The organism is Winogradskyella sp. (assembly GCF_013213835.1).
In the GTDB taxonomy this organism is placed as follows: Bacteria; Bacteroidota; Bacteroidia; order Flavobacteriales; family Flavobacteriaceae; genus Winogradskyella.
On record NZ_JABSSU010000004.1, the window covers coordinates 161,297 to 183,142 of the forward strand.

At 32.1% G+C, this 21,846-nt stretch carries 23 protein-coding genes and 1 tRNA gene; 9 read left to right on the plus strand and 15 right to left on the minus strand.

Annotated features, from left to right (window positions below; all coding sequences use genetic code 11):
- Positions 1–88: 88 nt before the first annotated feature.
- The 3 genes from HRU50_RS06495 to HRU50_RS06505 form a co-directional block, all read right to left on the minus strand.
- The gene (locus HRU50_RS06495) at positions 89–565 is read right to left on the minus strand and encodes a DUF1761 domain-containing protein (protein ID WP_296349407.1); all 477 of its coding nucleotides are present in this window, start codon (positions 563–565) and stop codon (positions 89–91) included.
- 59 nt (positions 566–624) lie between these two features.
- A complete protein-coding gene (locus HRU50_RS06500) occupies positions 625–1,635 on the minus strand; it encodes an alpha/beta hydrolase (protein ID WP_296349423.1) in 1,011 nt (336 codons plus the stop codon).
- A gap of 107 nt (positions 1,636–1,742) precedes the next feature.
- On the minus strand, positions 1,743–3,755 hold the full coding sequence (locus tag HRU50_RS06505; protein WP_296350153.1) for a glutamine--tRNA ligase/YqeY domain fusion protein: 2,013 nt from the start codon (positions 3,753–3,755) through the stop codon (positions 1,743–1,745).
- 87 nt (positions 3,756–3,842) lie between these two features.
- On the opposite strand from HRU50_RS06505, the gene HRU50_RS06510 reads away from it, so the two are divergent.
- The 3 genes from HRU50_RS06510 (at position 3,843) to HRU50_RS06520 (ending at position 4,582) form a co-directional block, all read left to right on the plus strand.
- Positions 3,843–4,043: a zinc ribbon domain-containing protein gene (locus HRU50_RS06510; RefSeq protein ID WP_296349425.1), complete on the plus strand. Its 201-nt coding sequence runs from the start codon at positions 3,843–3,845 to the stop codon at positions 4,041–4,043.
- A 55-nt stretch (positions 4,044–4,098) separates the two neighbouring features.
- Entirely contained in the window at positions 4,099–4,461 is a 363-nt protein-coding gene (gene folB / locus HRU50_RS06515; protein WP_296349427.1) for a dihydroneopterin aldolase, read from the plus strand.
- 50 nt (positions 4,462–4,511) lie between these two features.
- A tRNA-Cys gene (locus HRU50_RS06520) sits at positions 4,512–4,582 on the plus strand.
- Between the two features lie 242 nt (positions 4,583–4,824).
- Here HRU50_RS06520 and HRU50_RS06525 read toward each other — a convergent pair.
- From HRU50_RS06525 to rnr, 7 genes are read right to left on the minus strand one after another with little or no spacing between them, the layout of a single operon-like run.
- Positions 4,825–5,451 (minus strand): hypothetical protein, encoded by a 627-nt coding sequence (locus HRU50_RS06525; RefSeq protein WP_296349429.1) that lies wholly within the window; start codon positions 5,449–5,451, stop codon positions 4,825–4,827.
- Between the two features lie 14 nt (positions 5,452–5,465).
- Positions 5,466–6,167, minus strand: coding sequence for a DNA alkylation repair protein (locus HRU50_RS06530; RefSeq protein WP_296349432.1), 702 nt, complete (start codon positions 6,165–6,167; stop codon positions 5,466–5,468).
- Positions 6,168–6,170: 3 nt separating this feature from the next.
- Positions 6,171–6,854: a LysE family transporter gene (locus HRU50_RS06535; protein WP_296349434.1), complete on the minus strand. Its 684-nt coding sequence runs from the start codon at positions 6,852–6,854 to the stop codon at positions 6,171–6,173.
- 43 nt (positions 6,855–6,897) lie between these two features.
- Positions 6,898–7,569: a head GIN domain-containing protein gene (locus HRU50_RS06540; RefSeq protein ID WP_296349436.1), complete on the minus strand. Its 672-nt coding sequence runs from the start codon at positions 7,567–7,569 to the stop codon at positions 6,898–6,900.
- Positions 7,570–7,586: 17 nt separating this feature from the next.
- A complete protein-coding gene (locus tag HRU50_RS06545; protein ID WP_296349438.1) occupies positions 7,587–7,886 on the minus strand; it encodes a heavy metal-binding domain-containing protein in 300 nt (99 codons plus the stop codon).
- Complete coding sequence (locus HRU50_RS06550) at positions 7,883–8,137, minus strand: hypothetical protein (protein ID WP_296349440.1); 255 nt, start codon at positions 8,135–8,137, stop codon at positions 7,883–7,885. The genes HRU50_RS06545 and HRU50_RS06550 overlap by 4 nt, the downstream gene beginning before the upstream one ends.
- Before the next feature lie 57 nt (positions 8,138–8,194).
- Positions 8,195–10,423: a ribonuclease R gene (rnr, locus tag HRU50_RS06555; RefSeq protein ID WP_296349442.1), complete on the minus strand. Its 2,229-nt coding sequence runs from the start codon at positions 10,421–10,423 to the stop codon at positions 8,195–8,197.
- Between the two features lie 705 nt (positions 10,424–11,128).
- Here rnr and rpiB point away from each other — a divergent pair.
- From rpiB to HRU50_RS06570, 3 genes are all read left to right on the plus strand, one after another.
- Positions 11,129–11,563 carry a ribose 5-phosphate isomerase B gene (gene rpiB / locus HRU50_RS06560; protein ID WP_296349445.1) on the plus strand — a complete coding sequence of 145 codons (435 nt, stop codon included), beginning with the start codon at positions 11,129–11,131 and terminating at the stop codon, positions 11,561–11,563.
- Between the two features lie 96 nt (positions 11,564–11,659).
- On the plus strand, positions 11,660–12,577 hold the full coding sequence (locus tag HRU50_RS06565; protein ID WP_296349447.1) for a cation diffusion facilitator family transporter: 918 nt from the start codon (positions 11,660–11,662) through the stop codon (positions 12,575–12,577).
- A gap of 4 nt (positions 12,578–12,581) precedes the next feature.
- Positions 12,582–13,031 carry a GNAT family N-acetyltransferase gene (locus HRU50_RS06570; RefSeq protein WP_296349448.1) on the plus strand — a complete coding sequence of 150 codons (450 nt, stop codon included), beginning with the start codon at positions 12,582–12,584 and terminating at the stop codon, positions 13,029–13,031.
- Here HRU50_RS06570 and HRU50_RS06575 read toward each other — a convergent pair.
- From HRU50_RS06575 to rnpA, 4 genes are all read right to left on the minus strand, one after another.
- Positions 13,028–13,870, minus strand: a complete 843-nt coding sequence (locus HRU50_RS06575) for an OmpA family protein (RefSeq protein WP_296349450.1) — start codon at positions 13,868–13,870, stop codon at positions 13,028–13,030. The genes HRU50_RS06570 and HRU50_RS06575 overlap by 4 nt on opposite strands.
- A 113-nt stretch (positions 13,871–13,983) precedes the next feature.
- Positions 13,984–15,612: a S41 family peptidase gene (locus HRU50_RS06580; protein WP_296349451.1), complete on the minus strand. Its 1,629-nt coding sequence runs from the start codon at positions 15,610–15,612 to the stop codon at positions 13,984–13,986.
- A complete protein-coding gene (locus HRU50_RS06585) occupies positions 15,609–16,430 on the minus strand; it encodes a DUF4349 domain-containing protein (RefSeq protein WP_296349453.1) in 822 nt (273 codons plus the stop codon). Before HRU50_RS06585 ends, HRU50_RS06580 begins: the two co-directional genes overlap by 4 nt.
- Positions 16,431–16,437: 7 nt before the next feature.
- Positions 16,438–16,812, minus strand: a complete 375-nt coding sequence (gene rnpA / locus HRU50_RS06590) for a ribonuclease P protein component (protein ID WP_296349455.1) — start codon at positions 16,810–16,812, stop codon at positions 16,438–16,440.
- A 143-nt stretch (positions 16,813–16,955) separates the two neighbouring features.
- On the opposite strand from rnpA, the gene HRU50_RS06595 reads away from it, so the two are divergent.
- From HRU50_RS06595 to HRU50_RS06605, 3 genes are read left to right on the plus strand one after another with little or no spacing between them, the layout of a single operon-like run.
- Positions 16,956–18,794, plus strand: a complete 1,839-nt coding sequence (locus tag HRU50_RS06595; RefSeq protein WP_296349457.1) for a CBS domain-containing protein — start codon at positions 16,956–16,958, stop codon at positions 18,792–18,794.
- A 3-nt stretch (positions 18,795–18,797) separates the two neighbouring features.
- A complete protein-coding gene (locus HRU50_RS06600; RefSeq protein ID WP_296349458.1) occupies positions 18,798–19,466 on the plus strand; it encodes a succinylglutamate desuccinylase/aspartoacylase family protein in 669 nt (222 codons plus the stop codon).
- 45 nt (positions 19,467–19,511) lie between these two features.
- Positions 19,512–19,988 carry a hypothetical protein gene (locus HRU50_RS06605; RefSeq protein WP_296349460.1) on the plus strand — a complete coding sequence of 159 codons (477 nt, stop codon included), beginning with the start codon at positions 19,512–19,514 and terminating at the stop codon, positions 19,986–19,988.
- 54 nt (positions 19,989–20,042) lie between these two features.
- Here HRU50_RS06605 and HRU50_RS06610 read toward each other — a convergent pair whose 3' ends face one another.
- Positions 20,043–21,842, minus strand: a complete 1,800-nt coding sequence (locus HRU50_RS06610) for a M1 family metallopeptidase (protein ID WP_296349462.1) — start codon at positions 21,840–21,842, stop codon at positions 20,043–20,045.
- Between the last annotated feature and the right edge of the window lie 4 nt (positions 21,843–21,846).

The following is a 21,846-nucleotide window of genomic DNA, read 5'->3' on the forward strand; positions in this document are numbered from 1 at the left end:
GGTTATTTGGAATAAAAAACACCTTTAGAAAATTAATTCTAAAGGTTTTTTTTGTTTTTATAAGATTTCTACGAAAGCAGGAATTATATTATTGCCATCCACAAAGAATAGCATCCATTATTGCTAGAGTAACCACCCAATAAGCAACATTAATAAAAATATATTTTCCACTTTTGCGTTCAAAGAGTGCATTAATACCTAATACTGGCAATACAAAAAATAAAGCTCCTATTGCTCCATGCAATGCACCATGGCCATAAGAACGATGCACATTACCAAACTCTTCCATAAAAGCTTTAAAAGCTTCTGAATCTGGATTTGTAAATGCTAATTGTTCAGCAGCTATCTGATGAATTACCATGCCATTTACAGAAAACGCCAACATAAATGATAAGACTAAAGTGACACCAAAAATAACAGCAATATTTCCACTTTTTATTTTCTCCTCAGTCATTCCAGATGCTTTCATCCAGGTGTTTCCAAATACTTTTGGGTTGTACCAAATGGCACCAACAAATAGAGGCACAATTGCAGCAACTACAATTGCTAAAACATTTAATTCCATTTTACTTGATTTATAGTTAGTATGATTTAAAAGTACAAAACTATTTGTTAAGACAAATCTTAAGGATTAGAACAAGTTGGCAATACTTGTTCCGTACTATAAAATGTATCACAAGAATTACACATTATACTTTTGAAAAAACAGGTTGCTCTATCTACTCTAAATTGTCGACCTGATGTGGTCGTATATATACCATGACCACCATTTATTTGAATTGTAAAATCAGTACAAACATTATTCTCGTTTAGCAAGTTTGTTAATACTCTAGAGCCTGATAATCCGAATTCTCCTTCATCTATAGAAACCGTGGCGTCCATGTCACCATGAAATGAAATGAGAGGTTTCATTTCAGAACTTTGTACAAAATCAATAAATGTTGCTCCCCAATTGTTAAATACGCCTTTAATTGAAAATTGATCTGTCAAATTATTACCTGATCCGTTAAGACTTCCGTTTTCAACTTGAATATTGGGAATAAATGTGTTCCAGTCCTCTTGATTTCCATATATCACATTTAGGGCTGTTATTGCACCTGCACTTCCACCACCAATAAACAACCTATTTGAATCAATGTTATAATCGGATGCGTTATGTACAATATCTCTCATGGCAGCATTAGCATCTTGTTGTGCCCTGTAAATAGCATTAATCCTATTTTCAGGGTTACTTGTATCCCATCCTAATCTATAGTTCATGGTTATTGCCACAAAACCTTTTTTAGCAAAAGCGACACATTCATCAGTCCAACCCTCTTTACTTCCATTTATAAAACCACCTCCATGAATTAATAAGATCGCTGGTCTATTTTCTAAATCCTCAACATTGTCATTTGGATAATACACATCAAACTCAAGGTTAATAAGATTGCCCTGCCAATCTTCTGCCTGTCCGTATAAAACATTTGTTTCGGACGCTACATCAGATACACTAAATGTATCAATATCAGAAAACCGATTAGTATTTGTACAATAATCTAGGTCTGAACCACTAGGTTGATTTGTATTATTATCTTTTTCACAAGAAAGAAGAACTAATACTAAAATGAAGTATAATGAAAGATAAGGCTTCAATGTTGTCGTTTTTATTATCTGAATTAAAAATACAACAAAACCTCCAAGCGAATTTCTTAGAGGTTTTGTTAATGAGATGCCGAAATAAATTCAGCATAACAATTCTATTAATTTATTGCTTTTGCTTCAGCAACTAAAAGCTCGTTCTTATCTTCTAATGCTTTCGAGATAAATTGATTGATAGCATCATTGTGTTCTAAGCCATTTTTAAGCAAAACGGACAAGCTTAACATTGTTGCAATACGTGTGCCTACTTTTTTTGCAGCTGTACCAAATAACGGCTCCAAATCCTCGTAAAACACATCTTTAGCAAGCTCTAATATCTCAGCTCTTACTTTTTGCTGTTTTTCTTCAGGAAGATTCGTGTATTTCTTCCCTAATTGCTTAATCACATCAATTGGTTTGCGCTGCGGTCTTTGCTGTTGTGGTTTTGGTTGTCCTTGATTATTTTGAGGCTTTGGTTTTTGTTTTGCCCAGGTATCTCTTAGTCCAACCGTTTTATTAAATACTAAATGTTCCGCAGTAGAATCATTATCAACATTAAAGTAACCTAATCTTTGAAATTGGAACTGCTCACCTACTTTAACCTCGGCTAAACTTGGTTCTACAAAAGCTTCTTTAACAGTCAGTGAATTTGGATTTAAGAATTCCATGAAGTCTTTGTCTCCATGACTGTCTGGTGCTTCATCCATAAACAGCCTATCGTATTCTCTAACCTCAACTTTAATGGAATGTTTTATAGAAACCCAATGCAATGTTCCTTTTACTTTTTTAGACGTGTCTGTATCATAAGTACAATGGATTTCAGTAATGTTTCCGGTATCATCTTTAACCACGCTTTCAGCTTTAATGATGTATGCATTCTTTAATCGTACTTCTCCACCTAATTTTAATCTAAAGAACTTATTGCCAGCCTCTTCTTTAAAATCTTCTTTTTCGATATAGATTTCTCTAGAAAAAGGCACTTTTCTATATCCGGCGTTCTCGTCTTCTTGGTTATTTTCAGCTTCTAACCATTCTTCTTTGTCTTCAGGATAATTAGTAATAACCACTTTTACAGGATCTAAAACTGCCATCACACGATTAGCTGTTTTATTTAAATCCTCTCGAACACAAAATTCCAAAAGCGATACATCAATGACATTTTCACGCTTAGCAACACCAACTTTTTCTATGAAATTTCTAATGGATTTAGGTGTATATCCACGACGTCGCAATCCTGAAATAGTTGGCATTCTTGGGTCATCCCAACCTGTTACAATACCTTCATTAACCAAACGTAATAACTTACGCTTACTCATAATAGTATAACTTAAGTTTAAACGTGCAAATTCGCGCTGTTTCGGCGGCATTGGTAGATAATCATTGCTGTAATTATATACATGATCTCTAAACCAGTTATAAAGCTTTCTGTGAGGTTTAAATTCTAACGAGCATAATGAATGAGAAATCTGCTCAATATAATCGCTTTCACCATGCGTCCAATCATACATTGGGTAAATACACCAATCATCACCTGTTCTATGATGATGTGCATACATAATACGGTACATTATTGGATCTCGCATGAGCATATTTGGATCCTCCATATCAATCTTGGCACGAAGCACGTGAGTTCCCGCTTCAAATTCACCGTTTTTCATTCTTGTGAATAAATCAAGATTTTCTTCAATGCTTCTATCTCGATATGGACTCGCAGTACCAACTTGCGTTGGTGTGCCTTTTTGTTCAGCCATCGCTTCAGACGTTTGGCTATCTACATAAGCCAATCCGTCATTTATCATCTGAACTGCCCAGTCATATAACTTCTGAAAGTAATCAGATGAATACAATTCGTTTTCCCATTTGTAACCTAACCAAGCAATATCGCGCTTTATAGCATCAACATATTCTTGCTCTTCTTTTGCAGGATTGGTATCATCAAAACGAAGGTTTACTGGTGCATTATAGGTTTCACCTAAACCAAAACTAATACCTATAGCCTTGGTATGACCAATGTGTAAATAACCATTTGGTTCTGGTGGAAAACGAAACCTTAGTTTATCTTTTGATAAACCATTAGCTAAGTCTTCTTCTATGATTTGCTCAATAAAATTGAGTGCCTTATAATCTGACATTATTGAAAAATTTCGACTGCAAAACTAAGCAAAATGTAACATTTATGCACCATTCAACACTTATAGAATGTATAACTAAAACCAAAAACGATGAATTATAGATGTCCTAAATGCGATAATACAACTTATGAAATTGATGAAATGAGAGCTACAGGTGGCACGTTGTCTAAAATATTTGATATTCAGAATAAAAAATTCACATCAGTTACTTGTAAAAAATGCACATATACTGAGTTCTTTAAGGCGAAAACTAGTGCAATGAGTAATATTTTTGACTTTTTTACAAATTAGCACTTCGACAAGCACAGTGTGACAGAAATAATGACAGAAGGTTTATCTTCGCAACATGGGAATAATAAAAGTTGAAAACATAAGAGTTTTTGCAAACCATGGTTGTTTAAAGGAAGAAACAGCTATTGGTAGCGATTATAGAGTTGATGTAGAAGTAAAAGGTAACTTATTACCTTCTGCAAAATCTGATGAATTGGAAGATACCATTGACTATGTATTACTTAATAAGATAGTCGTTGAAGAAATGGCAAAACCTAAAAAACTTCTTGAAACCGTTGCTAAACTTATTATTGATCGCATTTTTAAAGAGGACCAACTTGTAGAAAAAGCTAAAGTTACTGTAAGTAAAATAAATCCTCCTATTGGTGGTGATGTTGAAAAGGTGACAATAATACTTTCAGAAAAGCGAAAAAAGTAAACCTATATATGGTAAAACGTATATAATTTATATATTTGCCCTTGCAAAAAGGTGTCGTGGCCGAGTGGCTAGGCAGTGGTCTGCAACACCATCTACAGCGGTTCGAATCCGCTCGACACCTCTAAATTTCATTAAGCTATTACTTTTTTAAGTAGTAGCTTTTTTTATGAGTAAATTTTAAGAAAATTAATTAAAACTTATTCGGTTCAGAATCTGCTTGAAAACTATTTTTACTCTCAACATATGTTGAGAGTATTCTAAATATAAATTTTTGAAAAATTTAATTACAGTCTAATGCGCTTCTAATTCGTCCACTCTTCAAAAAGCTATTACCATTAGGACATATCTTTTTTTATACTAGACTTATTCATCGCATAGTAAATTGTAATCTTCTACGAGCTCTAATAATTCATTGCGACTATAAAGTTCATCTTCAATATAACCTACTAATTTATCACAATCCTCAAAATATTTCTTTATGAAACTCTTATACATGTATTTTGTGGTGACTGCAGGAACCTTCGTCGCTTTGATCTCTGTTTCTTTAATTAAATAATAGTCTATTTTGTCGTAATAAATGGTTGTCTCATAATCTTCTAAAGTATAATCAACTATTGTTTCAGTGGTTAAAGTTGTTCTAGCAAACAAACTCACTTTTCCTCTTATTATTTCTTCCATTAAAATAGACCTATTCTTGCTTACCGATACATATTTAAAGTGAACAGTTCTAAAGTCTTCATCACCAAACACCACTTCTTCCACAGTATCACTACCTAATTTTTGAACTTTAGATTTTTTGTTTTTTCGATATTTAAATTTTGAAGATCCAATAGTTATTATGCTATTAAAGTTTTTAGGAAACTTGACTAATCCTCTAAATGATTCACCATTTTTTAAAATTACCTTTGCAGGTGTCCAGGTAAATTGAGCATTTAAATTACTGACATACAACAGTGTAAATACTAAAACTAAAGTTCTGATATATTTCATAATTAGTAATTAAATCAGATTGCTCTGTAAATATGTCTCGGATAATCAGACATTCTAACATTATCTTTTTGAAGCTCTTTTAAAGCATCTTTTGCAATCCAATTCGCTGATGGACTATCAAATTCTAATAGCTGTTTTGAAACTTCAATTGCAAGTTTATTTAAATCTCTATTTCTTTTACCTAAACTTCTCAACGCCCAATTGACAGCTTTTTTTACATAAACTCTGTCATCATTAGCTTCTCTTTTTATGATTGGAAAAAACTGTTCAAATAAGTTATTATCAGAAGTTTTATCTGCCATACAATAAGCAGCCATAATTGCAAATCCTGCTCTTTTTTCGAACTCCGAATTTCTATGTGTCCATTCTAAAATTTTAGCTAATGCAAACTTACTTTTAGCAAATAAAGCCATGCAGAAACTGTCACAAATTTCCCAGTTTTCAAAAGTTACAACCCATTTTTCCATGAGTTCTTCGGTCACGTCTTGAGGTCTAAATATTTTACTACATAGTAATCGACCTTCGTAAATGCTACTGTCAAATAACTGCAAAGCAAGATTATTGTCTTTCCCTATTTCTTTAGCAATTAAACGCAAATCTTTATGATAAATACCAAGAGAATTATGAGCTACAATGCCAAACTTTGTCTTCTTAAAAGTAACTTTTTCAGGTTCCTTTAATGTATCAAAGCGTTCTATAACCTCATTGTAAGTCATGGCTTAATGAATAGGATTCACCTTATCTATTTGCTCTTTACCTTTTTCATAAATTTCTGGGAAAAGTCCTTGAGAGAGTAATAAAATTCCAAAACCTAAGATTACCAATGCTACAATCTTCTTTGTTTTAAAAATACGTCTTGGTGTTAGTTTATTTTTAAGTCGTTTTGCAGCTGCAATTTTGACTAGATCTGTTAAAAAATATGCTGTCAACATTGTTACGATAAAAACAACAACACCATTTTCTGAACTCGTAATTGATGTACCAATAACTATAAAACCTAACCAACCTAATAAAACACCAATGTTTATGAAATTGAGAAGAAAACCTTTTACAAATAATTTACCATAATCTTTTTTTGGTAACCTTATTTTATGATGTTCCCTAACAATAGATCTGAATGATTTAGAAACTTTTATAAAAGATATTAGTCCGTAAACAATGAGCAAAACGCCACCAAAAGCTAATAATTTAGGATCGTCTTTTATCTTTTCTAACAATGTATCTGTACTCATAAAAATGAGTAGGATAAAAACCACATCTGCGAAAATGACACCTAAATCAAAAATAATTGCACTAGTAAAACCTTTTGTTGCACTAGTTTCTAATAAGACAAAGAAAACAGGTCCTATGGTAAAGGAAAGGATTATTCCGAATGGAATTGCTGTTAAGATGTCATCAAACATGTAGTTGCTTCTAGTTTACACAAATGTAAAAAACAAAACCCAATTACATACGTTTAATTCTTCCACCAAAAACTCTTTTTTCATCAACTTCCTTAGGCTTTCCGTAAATATATACATCTCCTCCAGCCTTTATCCTAATATCCGCGTATTCAGTTGCATAAACATATGCTTCACCACCAGCACTAATGCTAACTTCTGTATTTTCTGTAATGAATTCTTCTCCGTTAAAAACGCCGCCAGTATAAATAGAAATATCTTGATTTTTTGAACTTCCGGTTACATAAATTTCACCGCCTGTTACAGCTCTGAAATTAGCATAGGTTGTTTTTATTTCAGCAGTAATTTCAGCACCTTCCTGTGTTTTAAAATCGATCTCATACTGTTCTATAGGTTCATTAAATGTCACTTTTGCGCCTTCATTAGCATCAACAACATCTACTGACGTATAATAGAGTTTTACAACTGTATCTTCACCATCATAACTCTCTTCTAAAATCATTCTGATTTTTAATTTACCATTTTTGTTTATGATTTGAACATCATCCTTATTATCACCAGCAACTACTACTTTATTCACATCGGACTTATACATCTTAAGATTGATTAAATCATATACTTTTACAGTACTGAATTCACCTATTTCCCTTTCAATAGTTTTTTGAGCAAATGCTGAAATACTACATACTAAGACTAGTGCGATTATAATTTTCTTCATTTCAAATACATTTTATTTTAAACAGCAACGGCTACAGCAGTGCCTGTGACAGAAACCATAGCATAGTTACTAGACATAAGTTCAATTTCTACTTTAATACCAACGACTGCATTAGCGTTTAATTGCTTTGCATTTTCTTGTAATTGCTGAAAAGCTCTTTCCTTTGTACTATCAACACTATTTCTAATAGATGTTAGGTATTTAGTCATACTAAATCCCATAACAAGTTTTTCTTCAGCAATTGCCACTCCTGTTACGATACCTAAATAGTCTATTATCTTAAAGTTTTCTATTGAATTTGTTGTTGTTAATATCATAGAGATTTATGCTTTAAATATGCCTGCCATAACTCTTGAGGATTATTTACAGATAAGTTTACTGATCCGCAAGAACCACAAATACAAGCGTTTAATTTTGATTTTTTAAAGGTATTAAAAATAAGTCTATCTGAAGTTTTTATATGAACAGATAAATCATGTTTTGCATCCATATGTCCATGGTCTACAATAGTTAAATCATGCATTAACTTATTAGAACCACAAACACTGCATTTATCTTGTGTTGACATAATAATTTATATTTTAATTATAGATATTAAAAAACATTAAGCATGATAAATTGGTGTTTATTCAGCTTTACCAACCATGTAAAAGTCTAAGTGTTTCTTTACTAAATCTGTGTTTTTTACCTTCACAATTACTTCATCACCAAGCTGATACATACTATGTGTATTTCTACCAATCATTGCATAATGGTCTTGATCAAAATCATAGGTATCGTCTTTCATATCTCTTACACTTACCATACCTTCACATTTATTCTGAACAATTTCAACATAAATTCCCCAATCTGTTACACCAGAAATTACACCTAAAAATTCTTCATCTTGATGGTCTTGCATAAAACGAATCTGCATGTATTTAATAGAATCTCGTTCGGCTTTTGTAGCTAAGTATTCCATGTTGCTAGAGTGCTTACATTTCTCTTCGTATACTTCTTCATTTGCCGATTGTCCACCATCTAAATAATGTTGTAATAAACGATGCGCCATCACATCTGGATAACGACGAATTGGTGATGTAAAATGGCTATAATAGTCAAAAGCTAACCCATAATGACCAATATTATGCGTTGTGTATTCGGCCTTTGCCATAGTTCTTATTGCTAAGGTATCTACTAAATTCTGCTCCTTCTTCCCTACTACATCGCTTAATAATTGGTTTAATGAAGATGCTACACTATTACGGTCTTTAAAATTTAGTTTATGACCAAAACGACCAACAACATTTTGTAATTGTGCTAGTTTAGCTTCATCTGGTTCATCATGTACACGGTATACAAAGGTTTTCTTTGGATTTTGTTTTCCTATAAATTCAGATACTTTTCTATTAGCTAATAACATGAATTCTTCAATCAATTTATTAGCATCTTTACTTGTTTTAAAGAATACTCCAACCGGATTTGCGGCTTCATCTAAATTAAATTTTACTTCAACTTTATCAAAAGAAATGGCGCCAGTACGCATACGTTTTGAACGCATCTTTTTAGCAAGTTCATCTAATTTAAGTACTGCAAATGCAATATTTTCATCTGTGTTATATGCTTCACCAGTTAATGAGACTTCTTTTGGTATTGTGGTGTTAAGTTGAGACGCTTCAACTGCGCTCAGCGTGACATTCTGCTCTATAATTGCTTGAGCTTCTTCATAAGCAAAACGTGCATCAGAATACGTCACTGTTCTTCCAAACCATTGGTCTTTAATTTCGGCTTTATCATTCATTTTAAAAACAGCAGAAAAGGTATACTTTTCTTCGTGTGGTCTTAAAGAACAAGCACCATTAGATAAAATCTCTGGAAGCATCGGTACTACGCGATCTACTAAATAAATAGAAGTTGCACGTTCATAAGCTTCATCATCTAAAACAGTGCCTTCTTCTAAGTAATGTGATACATCTGCAATGTGAATTCCTATTTCGTACAATCCATTTTCCAAAACCGTAAAAGATAAAGCATCATCAAAATCTTTAGCATCTTTTGGGTCTATAGTAAAAGTTAAATCTTGTCGCATATCGCGACGTTTAGCGATTTCTTCTTCAGTAATAGAAGTATCTAACTTGTTAGCATATTGTTCAACTTCGTAAGGAAACTCATGTGGTAACCCATATTCTGCAAGTATAGAATGGATCTCTGTACTATGTTCACCTGGTTTACCTAAAACCTCTTTAACCTTTCCGTAAGGTGAATCTGCCTTTTCTGGCCAATCAGTTAAGGTAATTAATACTTTATCACCATCTTCAGCCTTTTTAGTTTTATTGATTGGTACAAAAATGTCTTTATACATCTTTGAACTGTCTGCAATTACAAATGCAAAATTCTTATTCTCATGAATTTGAATGGTACCAACATACTCGGTTTTAGCTCGATTTAATATGTTAGTAATCTCACCTTCTACCTTACCTCGTTTTCTGCGTTTGTAAGCATAGAATTCTACCTCATCACCGTCTAATGCTTTGTTGATATTATTAGATGCTATAAACACATCTTCATCAAATTCGTCACTTATAACATAACCATTTCCTTTTGACGATAAATCTAAAATACCAGTATAATACTCTGCAAACACTATTGCTCTAAACTTACCACGATCTACTTGTTCTATTTCTTGTTTAGCTGCTAGTTTTGCTAAGGTTTTTATGATTTGATTACGACTACTAGCATCATTTACACCGATAATAGCAGCAATTTGTTTATAGTTAAAGGATTTGTTTCGTTCTTTTTTTAGTATACCAAGAATGGTGTTTGTAAGATTTGAAATATTATTTTTTCTTGACTTTTTATTTCTTTTTCTAGCCATATATTGTTTTCATTTTTAAGTTGTCATTCTGATTAGAGTGAAGAATCTTGAATTATTATAGATTCCTGCCTACGCAGGAATGACAGTATATTAAACTTAATAACAGGAAAGAAGAACTTATTAAGTTTACAACAAAGCTACAGTATTAAATTTTAAAAATGTTTAGATAAGGTTAAATAAATGAAAAACACTTATTCACATTTAGTATTATATTAATTATTTTTTCTTTTAAAATTTTAAAAAATTATAGTGATTATTATTGTTTGTTAATAGCGGTATAACTTTTTGAAGCTTTATTTTGATAAGTGTTTTATTGAAAATTATTGAAAGGAAATTAACAGTTATAAACTGAATTAAACCATTAGTTTTGAAGCATTTTATATATGCTATTAACAATTGTTGATAACGTAATTCACTGTTAATTTTTAATAATAAATTAACTTAACATAGGTTAACAACAAACCATTTAGTGCTCATAACTTCACAAAAAATTTACATAAATAGATTTGTATGTTAACTGAAAGTTACCAATTGTTAATTTTCCGGAATAAAACAAGAGATTTTTACTAAGAGTTATTGATAGATATTAACAAGTAATTAAAAGTGGTGTGAACATGTTTATAAACCTACATCTTATTTGTAATTTTGCATAAATTCAATTTAATAACAAAGAGATTGCTTTAAAGCGCTCGCAAAGACAAAAAAATGACAATTTCTATAGGTAACGATCACGCAGGTCCTGAATACAAAAAAGCAATTATTGAATTACTAGAATCTAAAGGTTATACTGTTAATAATTACGGAACAGATACAGCTGATAGTGTAGATTACCCAGATTTTGTACATCCGGTTGCTAGTGATGTTAATGATAATAAAGTAGATCTTGGTATTTTAATTTGTGGTACAGCAAATGGTGTAGCGATGACTGCAAATAAATATAAGAATGTGCGTGCTGGCGTGTGTTGGACTAAAGAAATTACTGAACTTACAAGACAACATAATAATGCCAATATATGTTGTATACCTGCAAGATATACAGCTCCGCAACAGGCTGTACAAATTGTAGAAACCTTTTTAACTACAGAGTTTGAAGGTGGACGACACCAAAGACGCGTAGAAAAGATTAATTTATCTTGCTAATTTATTCAATGTCATCTCATTGAATAATTACTTTTTTTAGCGTATTTTGACTGATGAGATGCTGAAATTAGTTCAGCATGACAAAACACGTTATCATTGAGTCACTCTCATTCTCATAACCACTCACATCACCATCATCAACTTAATGGTCGTAACCTTATTATATCCATTGTTTTAAACATTGCGATAACAGCGGCTCAGATTATTGGTGGTGTAATATCTGGTAGTTTAGCCTTACTAAGTGATGCACTTCATAATTTTAGTGATGTAATCTCATTAATAATTAGTTTAGTTGCTAATAAACTGGTAAGGAAAAAAGCGTCATTACAGCGAACGTTTGGCTATAAACGCGCTGAAATTTTAGCCGCTTTTATCAATGCAGCGTCCTTAATTATAGTTGCGATATTTTTGATGATTGAAGCTGTTGAACGTTATAGAAATCCACAGGAAATTGAATCTAACCTTGTTATTTGGTTATCTATAATTGCTATTTTAGGAAATGGTTTTAGTGTTTTATTACTTAGAAGTAATGCCAAAGACAATATGAACATGAAAACCGTTTACCTGCATCTATTTACTGATATGATGGCAAGTATAGCGGTTTTAGTAGGTGGATTATTAATGAAGTTTTATCAAATTTGGTGGATAGACAGTCTTTTAACCTTCGCTATTGCTATTTACCTTATCGTTATGGGTTGGGACTTATTAAAAAGTTCATTTAAAGTACTAATGTTATTTACACCAGACGCGACTTCAGTGAAAGCAATCGTTGAAGATATTGAGTCTCTTAATTTAGTAAAGAACGTTCATCATGTTCATATCTGGCAACTCAATGAAGATGAAACCCATTTAGAAGCTCATATAGATTTTAAGGAAGATATTACGCTTTCAAGATTTGATGTTATATTGGGAGAAATTGAAACCATTGTAAAACAAAATCATGGTATTAATCATGTTAACATACAACCAGAGTTTGGTAAGCGAGATGCTAAAGATATAATTGTTCAGGATTAGATATATGTTAGAAATACAAGTAAAGACTTTTAATGAATTAACTTTATCTGAATTATATGAAGTCTTACAATTAAGATCTGAAGTCTTTGTTGTAGAACAAGATTGTGTATATCAAGATATCGATGGTAAAGATCAAAAATCTTTACACGTTATAGGTTTTAAAGATGAAATAATAGTGGCTTATACACGCATCTTTAAAGCTGGTGATTATTTTAAGGAGGCAAGTATTGGTAGAGTAGTGGTAAAAGAAAATGAGCGTCATTACAAATATGGAAATACAATAATGAAAGCTTCAATTGAGGCTATTAAAAGATATTATAATAACTCAGATATAAGGATTTCTGCACAATGTTATCTCAAAACCTTTTATAATAATTTAGGATTTAAAGAAGTAGGAGATGAGTACCTTGAAGATGGAATTCCGCATATTAATATGCTATTATATCAAGATTAGTTTCTAGGTTTTAAAACTCTAGTAACTAAAATTTCAACACGTCTGTCTAGTTCAGGCTCGCCGCCAAGTGGAAACTTACGTTTATGACCTACAAATTTCATTCGGTAGTGTTTTACACCTTTTTTAATGAAATAATCGTACACTGCTTTAGCTCTAGCTAATGATAAATTTCTAATTTTTGTTTTGCGGTCTATAGCGTCTCTTGTACCATGCGTACAGCAAACATGTCCTTCTATTGTAAAATAGACATCTGTGCGTTTTACAAGTACCTCTGCAATTTTATCTAATGCAGCCATAGATTCTTTGGTTAAAGTACTATAACCTGTACGAAACAGAATATTTTGTAATTGAATTTTATCACCTTCTTTTAGCTCACCGCTTAATAAATCTTCAGTAGTCTCTTTTTTAGGCTGTACTTTCTTCTCTCGCGGTGGATCATAAGGTTGAACGATGATTTCAACTTTTCTATTTAATCCACGAATTTTGTAAAGGTCATTGTCGTTAACAACATTAAGTAATATTTCACCTTTACCATCAACATTAGTAATTACAGATTCATCAAATTCGTTGTTAGAAAACACTTCTTTTATAGCATCTGCGCGTTGTTGTGAGAGCACCATATTGTATGAATCACTTCCTCTGTCATCACAAAAACCATAAATAGATATTTTTTTGATATCAAGATTTTCTATTTCCGACAAAAACAATAATAAACGACTCTCTTCTGTTTCTGGAATATCGTATTGATCAGTTAAAAAATACACTTGATGTTTTATCTCTTTTTGTGCAATTGAGAACTGACAAACTAAGGTTAATATGACTATAATTAGGGACCTCATTTTAATTGAATTTAAGAATATTCAATAATTATCTGGTATGTTAAAGATATATAATTTTAATTAAAACCTTCAAATTACTGAAATACAGAAGTCTAACAACTTTTATAATACAACTACTTTCTTAGGATATTATTATACTGCTGCTGATTATTAAGAATACTTATAGCTTCTTTAATTTCTGTATTGTTTGCCGTATAATAATTATAAAGCCCTTCACTGTAGAAATAACGTTTTATGATTTCATCTGTTAATAAGGCTTTTAGTTGTGTTTTATTTTTATCTATAGCACTGCTTTTGTAAGCTTTAATTTCTGAAACCAAGTTTTCATAATCAGAAGAAATTACAGTATTTAATTCTTCATCTTCTGCAGTTATCATCAAATCGTTTAGAGCTTTTTCAGTCTTAGTTTCAAAATTAAATCCAGTAGACTTTAAATACTTTTTAAAGTCCTTAAAATCATTTTCTGAAAACTCAAAAGCGGTTAAATCTTCAACTGTATTATTGTAATAGTAATCAGTTGCAAAATTGAAAACTAAATTATCTTTTAAGATTGTTTTTGTGATAGGTGTTTGTTTAGATAATTCGACTTCTATATCTGGTTGCACACCACCACCATCATACACCGAACGCCCATTTCTGGTTTTAAATTCGTTGTAATTTTCTTGTTTTACACGAGTAGCTTTTCCATTTTCATCTCTATTCCAATAATCTAATGCTTGTATACAACGACCTGAAGGTGTATAATATCTTGAAATTGTGATTTTCATTTGTGTACCATAAGTTAAAGGCTTAGGTCTTTGTACTAAACCTTTACCGAAACTTCTGGAACCTACAACAACTGCTCTATCCATATCTTGTAAAGCACCTGAGACAATTTCGCTAGCAGAGGCACTGCTTCCATCGATTAAAACAACTAATGGAATTTCAGTATCTATAGCGTCTCTTTTGGTATAATAAGTTTTATTATACTTTTTTACTTTAGACTTCGTGGTTACAACTAATTGGTTTTTAGGCACGAAAATATTAGTGACATTGACAGCTTCATTAAGTAAACCACCTGGGTTTCCTCTTAAATCTAAAATAAGCTGTGTTGCGCCTTGGTTTTTTAAAGCTCTAAGCGCTCCAAGTGTTTCTGCAGAAGCTTTTTTATTGAATTTTCTAAGCACAATATAACCTGTCTTATCATCAATCATTGAGTAATGCGGAACAGCCTTAATCTCTAGAGATTCTCTTATAATTTTTACGGTATTTGTTTGTCCTTGACGTTTGTAGGTAATATTAACTTCTGTACCTGAAGCACCTTGTAGTAAGTTACCGGCATCGTCTTTAAAATCATCAACAAGAACATTGTCTACTTTAATAATTTCATCACCAGCTTTAAGTCCTGCTTTGTCGGCAGCATAGTTTTTATAGGGTTCTACGATAACGAGTTTGTCTTTTAAGGTTAACACCTTAGCACCAATACCAGTATAATCACCAGCATTATTAATTCTAGAGGCTTCAACATCTTGCTCATTGTAGAATTGCGTATAAGGGTCAAGGTCATCTAACATACTCTTTATCGCTGTATCCATTAAATCGCCAGGATTGGTTTCATCAACATAATTCATGTTTAGCTCTTTAAAAAGCGTTGTGAAGATTTCAATCTGTTTAGCAATCTCGAAGAAATCGTTTTTAAAAGCCGTTGTACTGATAAATACAACAACGGCAAACACGGGAATTAAGAGTCTTTTACGTTTCATTTCTTATTTCTTTTTTTAAGCCTTTTTCTAATGAAATATACTAATAGAATTACAATTATTATAAATGGCCAGATATATAATATGCCTAAGAAAAAGTTTGATAAGCCATCAAATCCAGATACTAAAGCATTCCAAATTTTAGAACCATAAGACTTTGTAACTTTAGATTCAACCGTTACTTTATAAAATTCAATATTTATAGTACTTAAAGAAACCTTGTTATTTAAATATTTTAATCGGCCTTGTTTCGCTTCAATTTCTTCTCTTATTTGTGAAAGCTCGCGTTCAATTTCTAGAATTTCTTTCACATTTTTTGCCTTATTTAAAAGTTCAAGGTATCTGTTTTCAAGTTCTCTTTTAGCTTTTAAACGCGCCTCTAAGTCTATAAACTCTTCGGTAACATCTTTTAAGGTAACTTGTTTATTGTCAAAATAGTCAACATTAACACTTATATCATCTATAGTAGATTGAAAGTTTTTTGTTGGAATCCTAATTGTTAGATGTCTCGAAGTTCTGTTATAGCCTTTATTAGATCTATCATCTTGTATATAACCATTATACTTTTTTAAAACGGTAACAATATGATTGTAAGTAGCATCAACGTCTTTAGTTTCAAACGATAAATAGGATTCCTTAATGAGTTTAAGATCCTCTTTGGGTTTTTGCAGAGAAACGGCATCATTAAGAATCATTTCAGATGCTTCGTAATCATAGACGTTTTCACTATTTGAAACTTCATAATCATCATAAGATTTATCAGTTCCTTTAGAGCATGCTAACGGAATTATTAATACAAATAGGTAAGCTAAATATTTCATGATACGTTTATTTTGATGTTTTGTCTAAAAACTTTTCTAGTAAAGTTTTCATCTTACTGTTAAGTTCATCAAAAGTTGTTCCATCCTTACTAAGGTATAAAATCATAAACGCGTAGGATGTTGATGTATTGTTAAAATAAAGCGGTTTGTTTAATCGATAAGCTTCACGCATTAAGCGCTTTATTTTGTTTCTAGCTACGGCAGTTTTATGCAGACGTTTACTTACAGAAACACCTGTTTTTAGTAAACATTCATCTTCAAAATCGGTTTTAAGATATATAAGTTTTAACGGGTATGCAGTAACCGCTTTTCCCTTGGTAAAAAGATCATCTATCTGTTTTTTACTTTTAAGCTTATCCTTTTTACCGTATTTGAATGACATTACATTGTGTTATATGCTGTAAAAATAGAATTGTATTTCCGTATAACCAAAGCGCGGCCTTGTATACCCATGACAAAAATCATGTTTTAGGCTTTTAAATAACACTAACTTACAAGTTACAATGTGTTTAAGTGTAATTTATTATGGGACGTTTAGATGTTAAACAGCTTAAAGACCCCAAAGACAAAGCATTATATATTCATCATCTTATAAAAGATCTGAAGGCTTTAGATATAATGCTTAAAGAAAACCTTGTTGAGAAAGAACCTATACGAATTGGGGCAGAGCAGGAGTTCTGTATTACCACCAACGAATACTTTCCTAATAACAACAATATAGAAGTTTTAAAGACGATTAATGATGATCATTTTACGACTGAAATAGGAAAGTACAACCTAGAGATTAACTCTGATCCGTATGTATTAAAAGATAAGTGTTTTTCAAAATTACATTATCAGTTAAAGACTTTACTTCAAAAAGCGGAAGAAGGTGCTGAACGAAAAGATTCAAAAATCATACTTACAGGCATATTACCAACAATACGATTGACACATATATCGGAAAAGTACATGACCGATAAGCCAAGATATAATGTTTTAAATGAATCTATCAAATCTTCTAGACGCGAGAATTTTAATATTCATATAAAAGGTGTTGATGAACTCAATCTTATACATGATTGTGTCATGTTAGAAGCTTGTAATACTAGTTTTCAAACGCACTTACAAATTCATCCGGAAGAGTTTGTGGAAAAATACAACTGGGCTCAAGCCATTTCAGGACCAGTTTTAAGCAGTTGTAGTAATTCACCAATATTGTTTGGTCGGGAGCTATGGGCAGAAACAAGAATTGCTTTATTTACACAAAGTATAGATACTAGAGCAAATTCTTTTATACATAACGAAAAACAGTCTAGAGTCAGTTTTGGTGTAGACTGGGAAAGAGGTTCTGTCACAGATATTTTTAGAGATCATATATCGCGATTTAGAAGTTTATTATCTTCTAATGAACATGAAGACAGTTTGGAAATTATTAAAAATGGCGGTATACCAAAATTACGAGCACTTCAATTACACAATGGTACGGTTTATAAATGGAATCGTGTGTGTTATGGTGTTGGCGGAGGAAAACCTCATTTAAGAATTGAGTGTCGCTACATACCTACAGGACCAACCCTAACTGATGAAATAGCCAACATGGTATTTTGGACAGGCTTAATGCTAGGGCAATCAAAAAAGTATGCTAACATCCATGAAAAGATGAATTTTAAGGATGTTAAAAACAACTTTTTTAAAGCTGCTCGAAACGGCATAGAAACCAAGTTTAGTTGGAATGGTGAGTTGATATCGGCTAAAAAACTAATTTTAAATGAATTATTACCTCTTGCTGAAGCTGGATTAAAAAAAGCAAACATTGATCAAACAGATATCAAAACGTATTTATCAATTATAGAGAAAAGAGTGAAGTCTCAAACAGGATCACAATGGATGGTTAGCAACTATAGACAGCTCCAAAAGACGAAAACAAATTTTGAATCTGTTCAGCATTTAACCGCGTTTATGCACAAATATCAATTAAGTGAAGAAACCATTGATCAATGGAAAGACTTAAATTCTGATCACAATATCGAAATTTCTAAGATTGTTAAACATAATATGAATACCAAGATATTGCTAGTAGACCAAAACGATAGCTTAGAATTGGTAAGTAGTATTATGAAATGGAAGAACATTCATCACCTGCCAGTAATTAATAAGAAAAAAGAACTTACAGGTTTGTTGTCTTGGACAGATCTTATAAAACTTGGTGATAAAGATTTACATCTTATTGTAAAGGATGTTATGACTAAAGATTTAGTTACAATTTCTCAAGAAGCATCTTTAGATGATGCTAAAAACCTCATGACCTCTAATAATATAAATTGTTTGCCCGTAGTGCGACGAAACAAATTATTAGGTATAATAACTTCATCCGATTTATAAGGAATGCACAAGAACTTAACCATAAATAGAGTAGATTCAGATAAGACCAATAGGGTTTTTCATCATTTAAAAGGAACTAAACCAGGTGCCACTATTGTTTTTTTTGCTGGTATACACGGCAATGAATTTGCTGGCGTTAATGCTCTAAATTCTATTTTATCTCAAGTGAAACATGAAGACATATGTGGTGAAATTTATGGTGTTTATGGCAATATTAATGCACTTAAAAAGAAAAAGAGGTATTTAGATGCAGATCTCAATAGATTGTGGACAACGCGCAGATTAGAGATACTTAAAAAGAAGAAAGTATTTAATAATGAAGAGTTAGAACAGAAATTCCTTTTTGAATTCATTAATAATTTGTTGCTTAAAAACACACAGCCAATTTACTTTATAGACCTTCACACTACCTCAAGTAAAACACTACCATTTATCACCATTAATGATGCCATGATAAATAGAAAGTTTTCGTCTTGTTTTAATATTCCTGTGGTTTTGGGAATAGAAGAATATCTCGAAGGACCGCTTTTGAGTTATCTCAATACACTCGGTTATGTGTCTTTAGGTTTCGAATCTGGTCAACACACAGATCCTGATGCGATAAAAAACTGTGAAGCATTTGTGTATTTAGCTTTGACGAATTCAGGAAATTTAACAAGCCCAGATGATTAGAAGTTTAGGTATTATTCAAAAGTGTTAAAACATGCTTCGAACAGTGTGAATTCTATTTTTGAAGTGGTTTATAAATATCATATTAAGCCAAGAGAAGCTTTTAGGATGTTAGACGGATTTGAAAGTTTTCAAGACATTAAAAAAGGCACCTTTCTTGCGGTTTCAAATGGTAATGAAATACATTCAGACTATTCGGCGAAGTTATTTATGCCATTGTATCAGAAAACAGGTAATGATGGCTTCTTTATAATTAAACACATCCCAAGATTTTTTCTTAAACTTTCTGAACGACTAAGAAAAGCAAAAGCAGATCATCTATTGACGTTTTTACCAGGTATAAGTTGGTACAATAAAAATGAAGGTGTTCTTAAGGCAAATCTTTACGTTGCTCGTTTTCTAACAAAGTCTATTTTTCATCTTTTCGGATACAGAAACAAACAACTTGGCGAGACTCACCTACTATTATACAATAGAGAACGCGTTGCTAAAAAAAGTATGTATAAAAACGAATCTTGGTATTAACAAAAAAGCCACAATTACAAAATTGTGGCTTTAGTTTTATATAAAATATGTTTGTTAATTAACAGACATCGTATTATTGTCTCTATTAACATCTGCCATCATTTTCGACGTATCTATTTCTACTGATTTAACGGTTTTATTCGCCTCAAAACTATACGTAGGCATTGCCCAAGCCCAATCATTGACGATTGTCGCTGAGGTTGGTTTTTCACCACGCATCATTTGTAATGGAATATAAAATTCCTCAACAGAACCATCTGTGTAAGTTACTGTGAGGTCAATAGGCATAGGCATTAAACCTTTACGCTCAAGAGTTATAGATTTACCTTCAATAGATGTAACTGCGTAATCAATTTTATTTGTGGTTTGTGTAAAATCAGTAAGATACCAATCTAACTCTAAACCAGAAACACGTTCTGCAGTTCTGATTATATGAAGGGGTTTAGGGTGTTTAAATTGAAAATCTTGATAGAATTTCTTAATCGTTTTATCTCTATTTTCTTCTCCAATAACATATCCTAATTGTGAAAGAAATACAGCACCTTTTACGTAAGTAGCAACACTGTAAGCGCTATTGTATTCATATCTGTCTGCGTGCGTAGTTATAGGTTGCTCATACTCTGTTAATGCAAAGTTTGTATAGCCTAAATACAATCTAGACAAAGGGTTTTCCTTTGGATTACTTGACAATTCATTTTCAGCAAGAGTTGAAATATACGTCGTAAAACCTTCATCCATCCAGCCATGTTTTGCTTCGTTAAAAGCTAGAACAAACTGAAACCATGAGTGCGCAAGTTCGTGTGCTGTAACACCTAATAAACTACCATACTTACGTTGTCCGGTGATTAAAGTACACATGGCATATTCCATTCCTCCATCACCTCCTTGAATTACAGAATACTGATCATATGGATATTCTCCGATATGCTCGTTAAAATATTCCATAAGTTTAGCAGTATCACCTTGTAGTCGTTTCCAATTATCTAAATACTTTTGCTCAAGGTCTTTCTTGTAATAGAAGTGGAGTAGTGGTCCATTTTCCATTTGTAAAGTATCGTGGATAAAATCTGGATCAGCAGCCCAAGTAAAATCATGCACTTGAGGTGCGGTATAATGAAGTGTCTTTTTACCTTTTTTCGCTTTTGTTTCACTTTGAAGGTAACCTGATCCACCAACAACATAATCCTCATCAATGGTGAGTTTAACATCAAAATCTCCCCAAACGCCATAAAATTCTCTACCAATGTACGGATCTGCATGCCAACCTTCTTCATCATATTCAGCCAATTTAGGATACCATTGTGTCATAGATAATGCAACACCTTCTTTATTGTTTCTGCCCGAACGGCGAATTTGTTTAGGCACCTGAGCATCAAATAACATGTCAAAAGTAACTTGTTCTCCTGGTTGAATAGGTTGATTTAAGGTTACTTCTAATACTGTACCAACAGTCTCATAAGAAATGGCTTTATCGTTTTGTTTAAGACTATTCACTTTGATATATCCTATTTCATTAGGTAGAAGCTTACTAATACGATCGCCAACTCTTCCGTCAGGATCTGCTATTGTACGAGATCTAACATCCATTTCACTTCCAGGCTGAAATGCATTAAAGTAAAGGTGATAAAACACTTTATTTAAGACATCTGGAGAGTTGTTAGTATAAACAATTTTTTGTTTTCCTTCATATTGATATGACTTGACATCCATATCAATTTCCATTTCGTATTTGGCATGTTGTTGCCAGTAACCGTATGTTGCATTGTTTTCAGTTTTCTTTGCAGAAGGCTTTTCTGTTGCACTACAAGAAGAGAAAATAGAAAACGCAAAAAGATAAAAAAGATGTCTTTTCATTTGT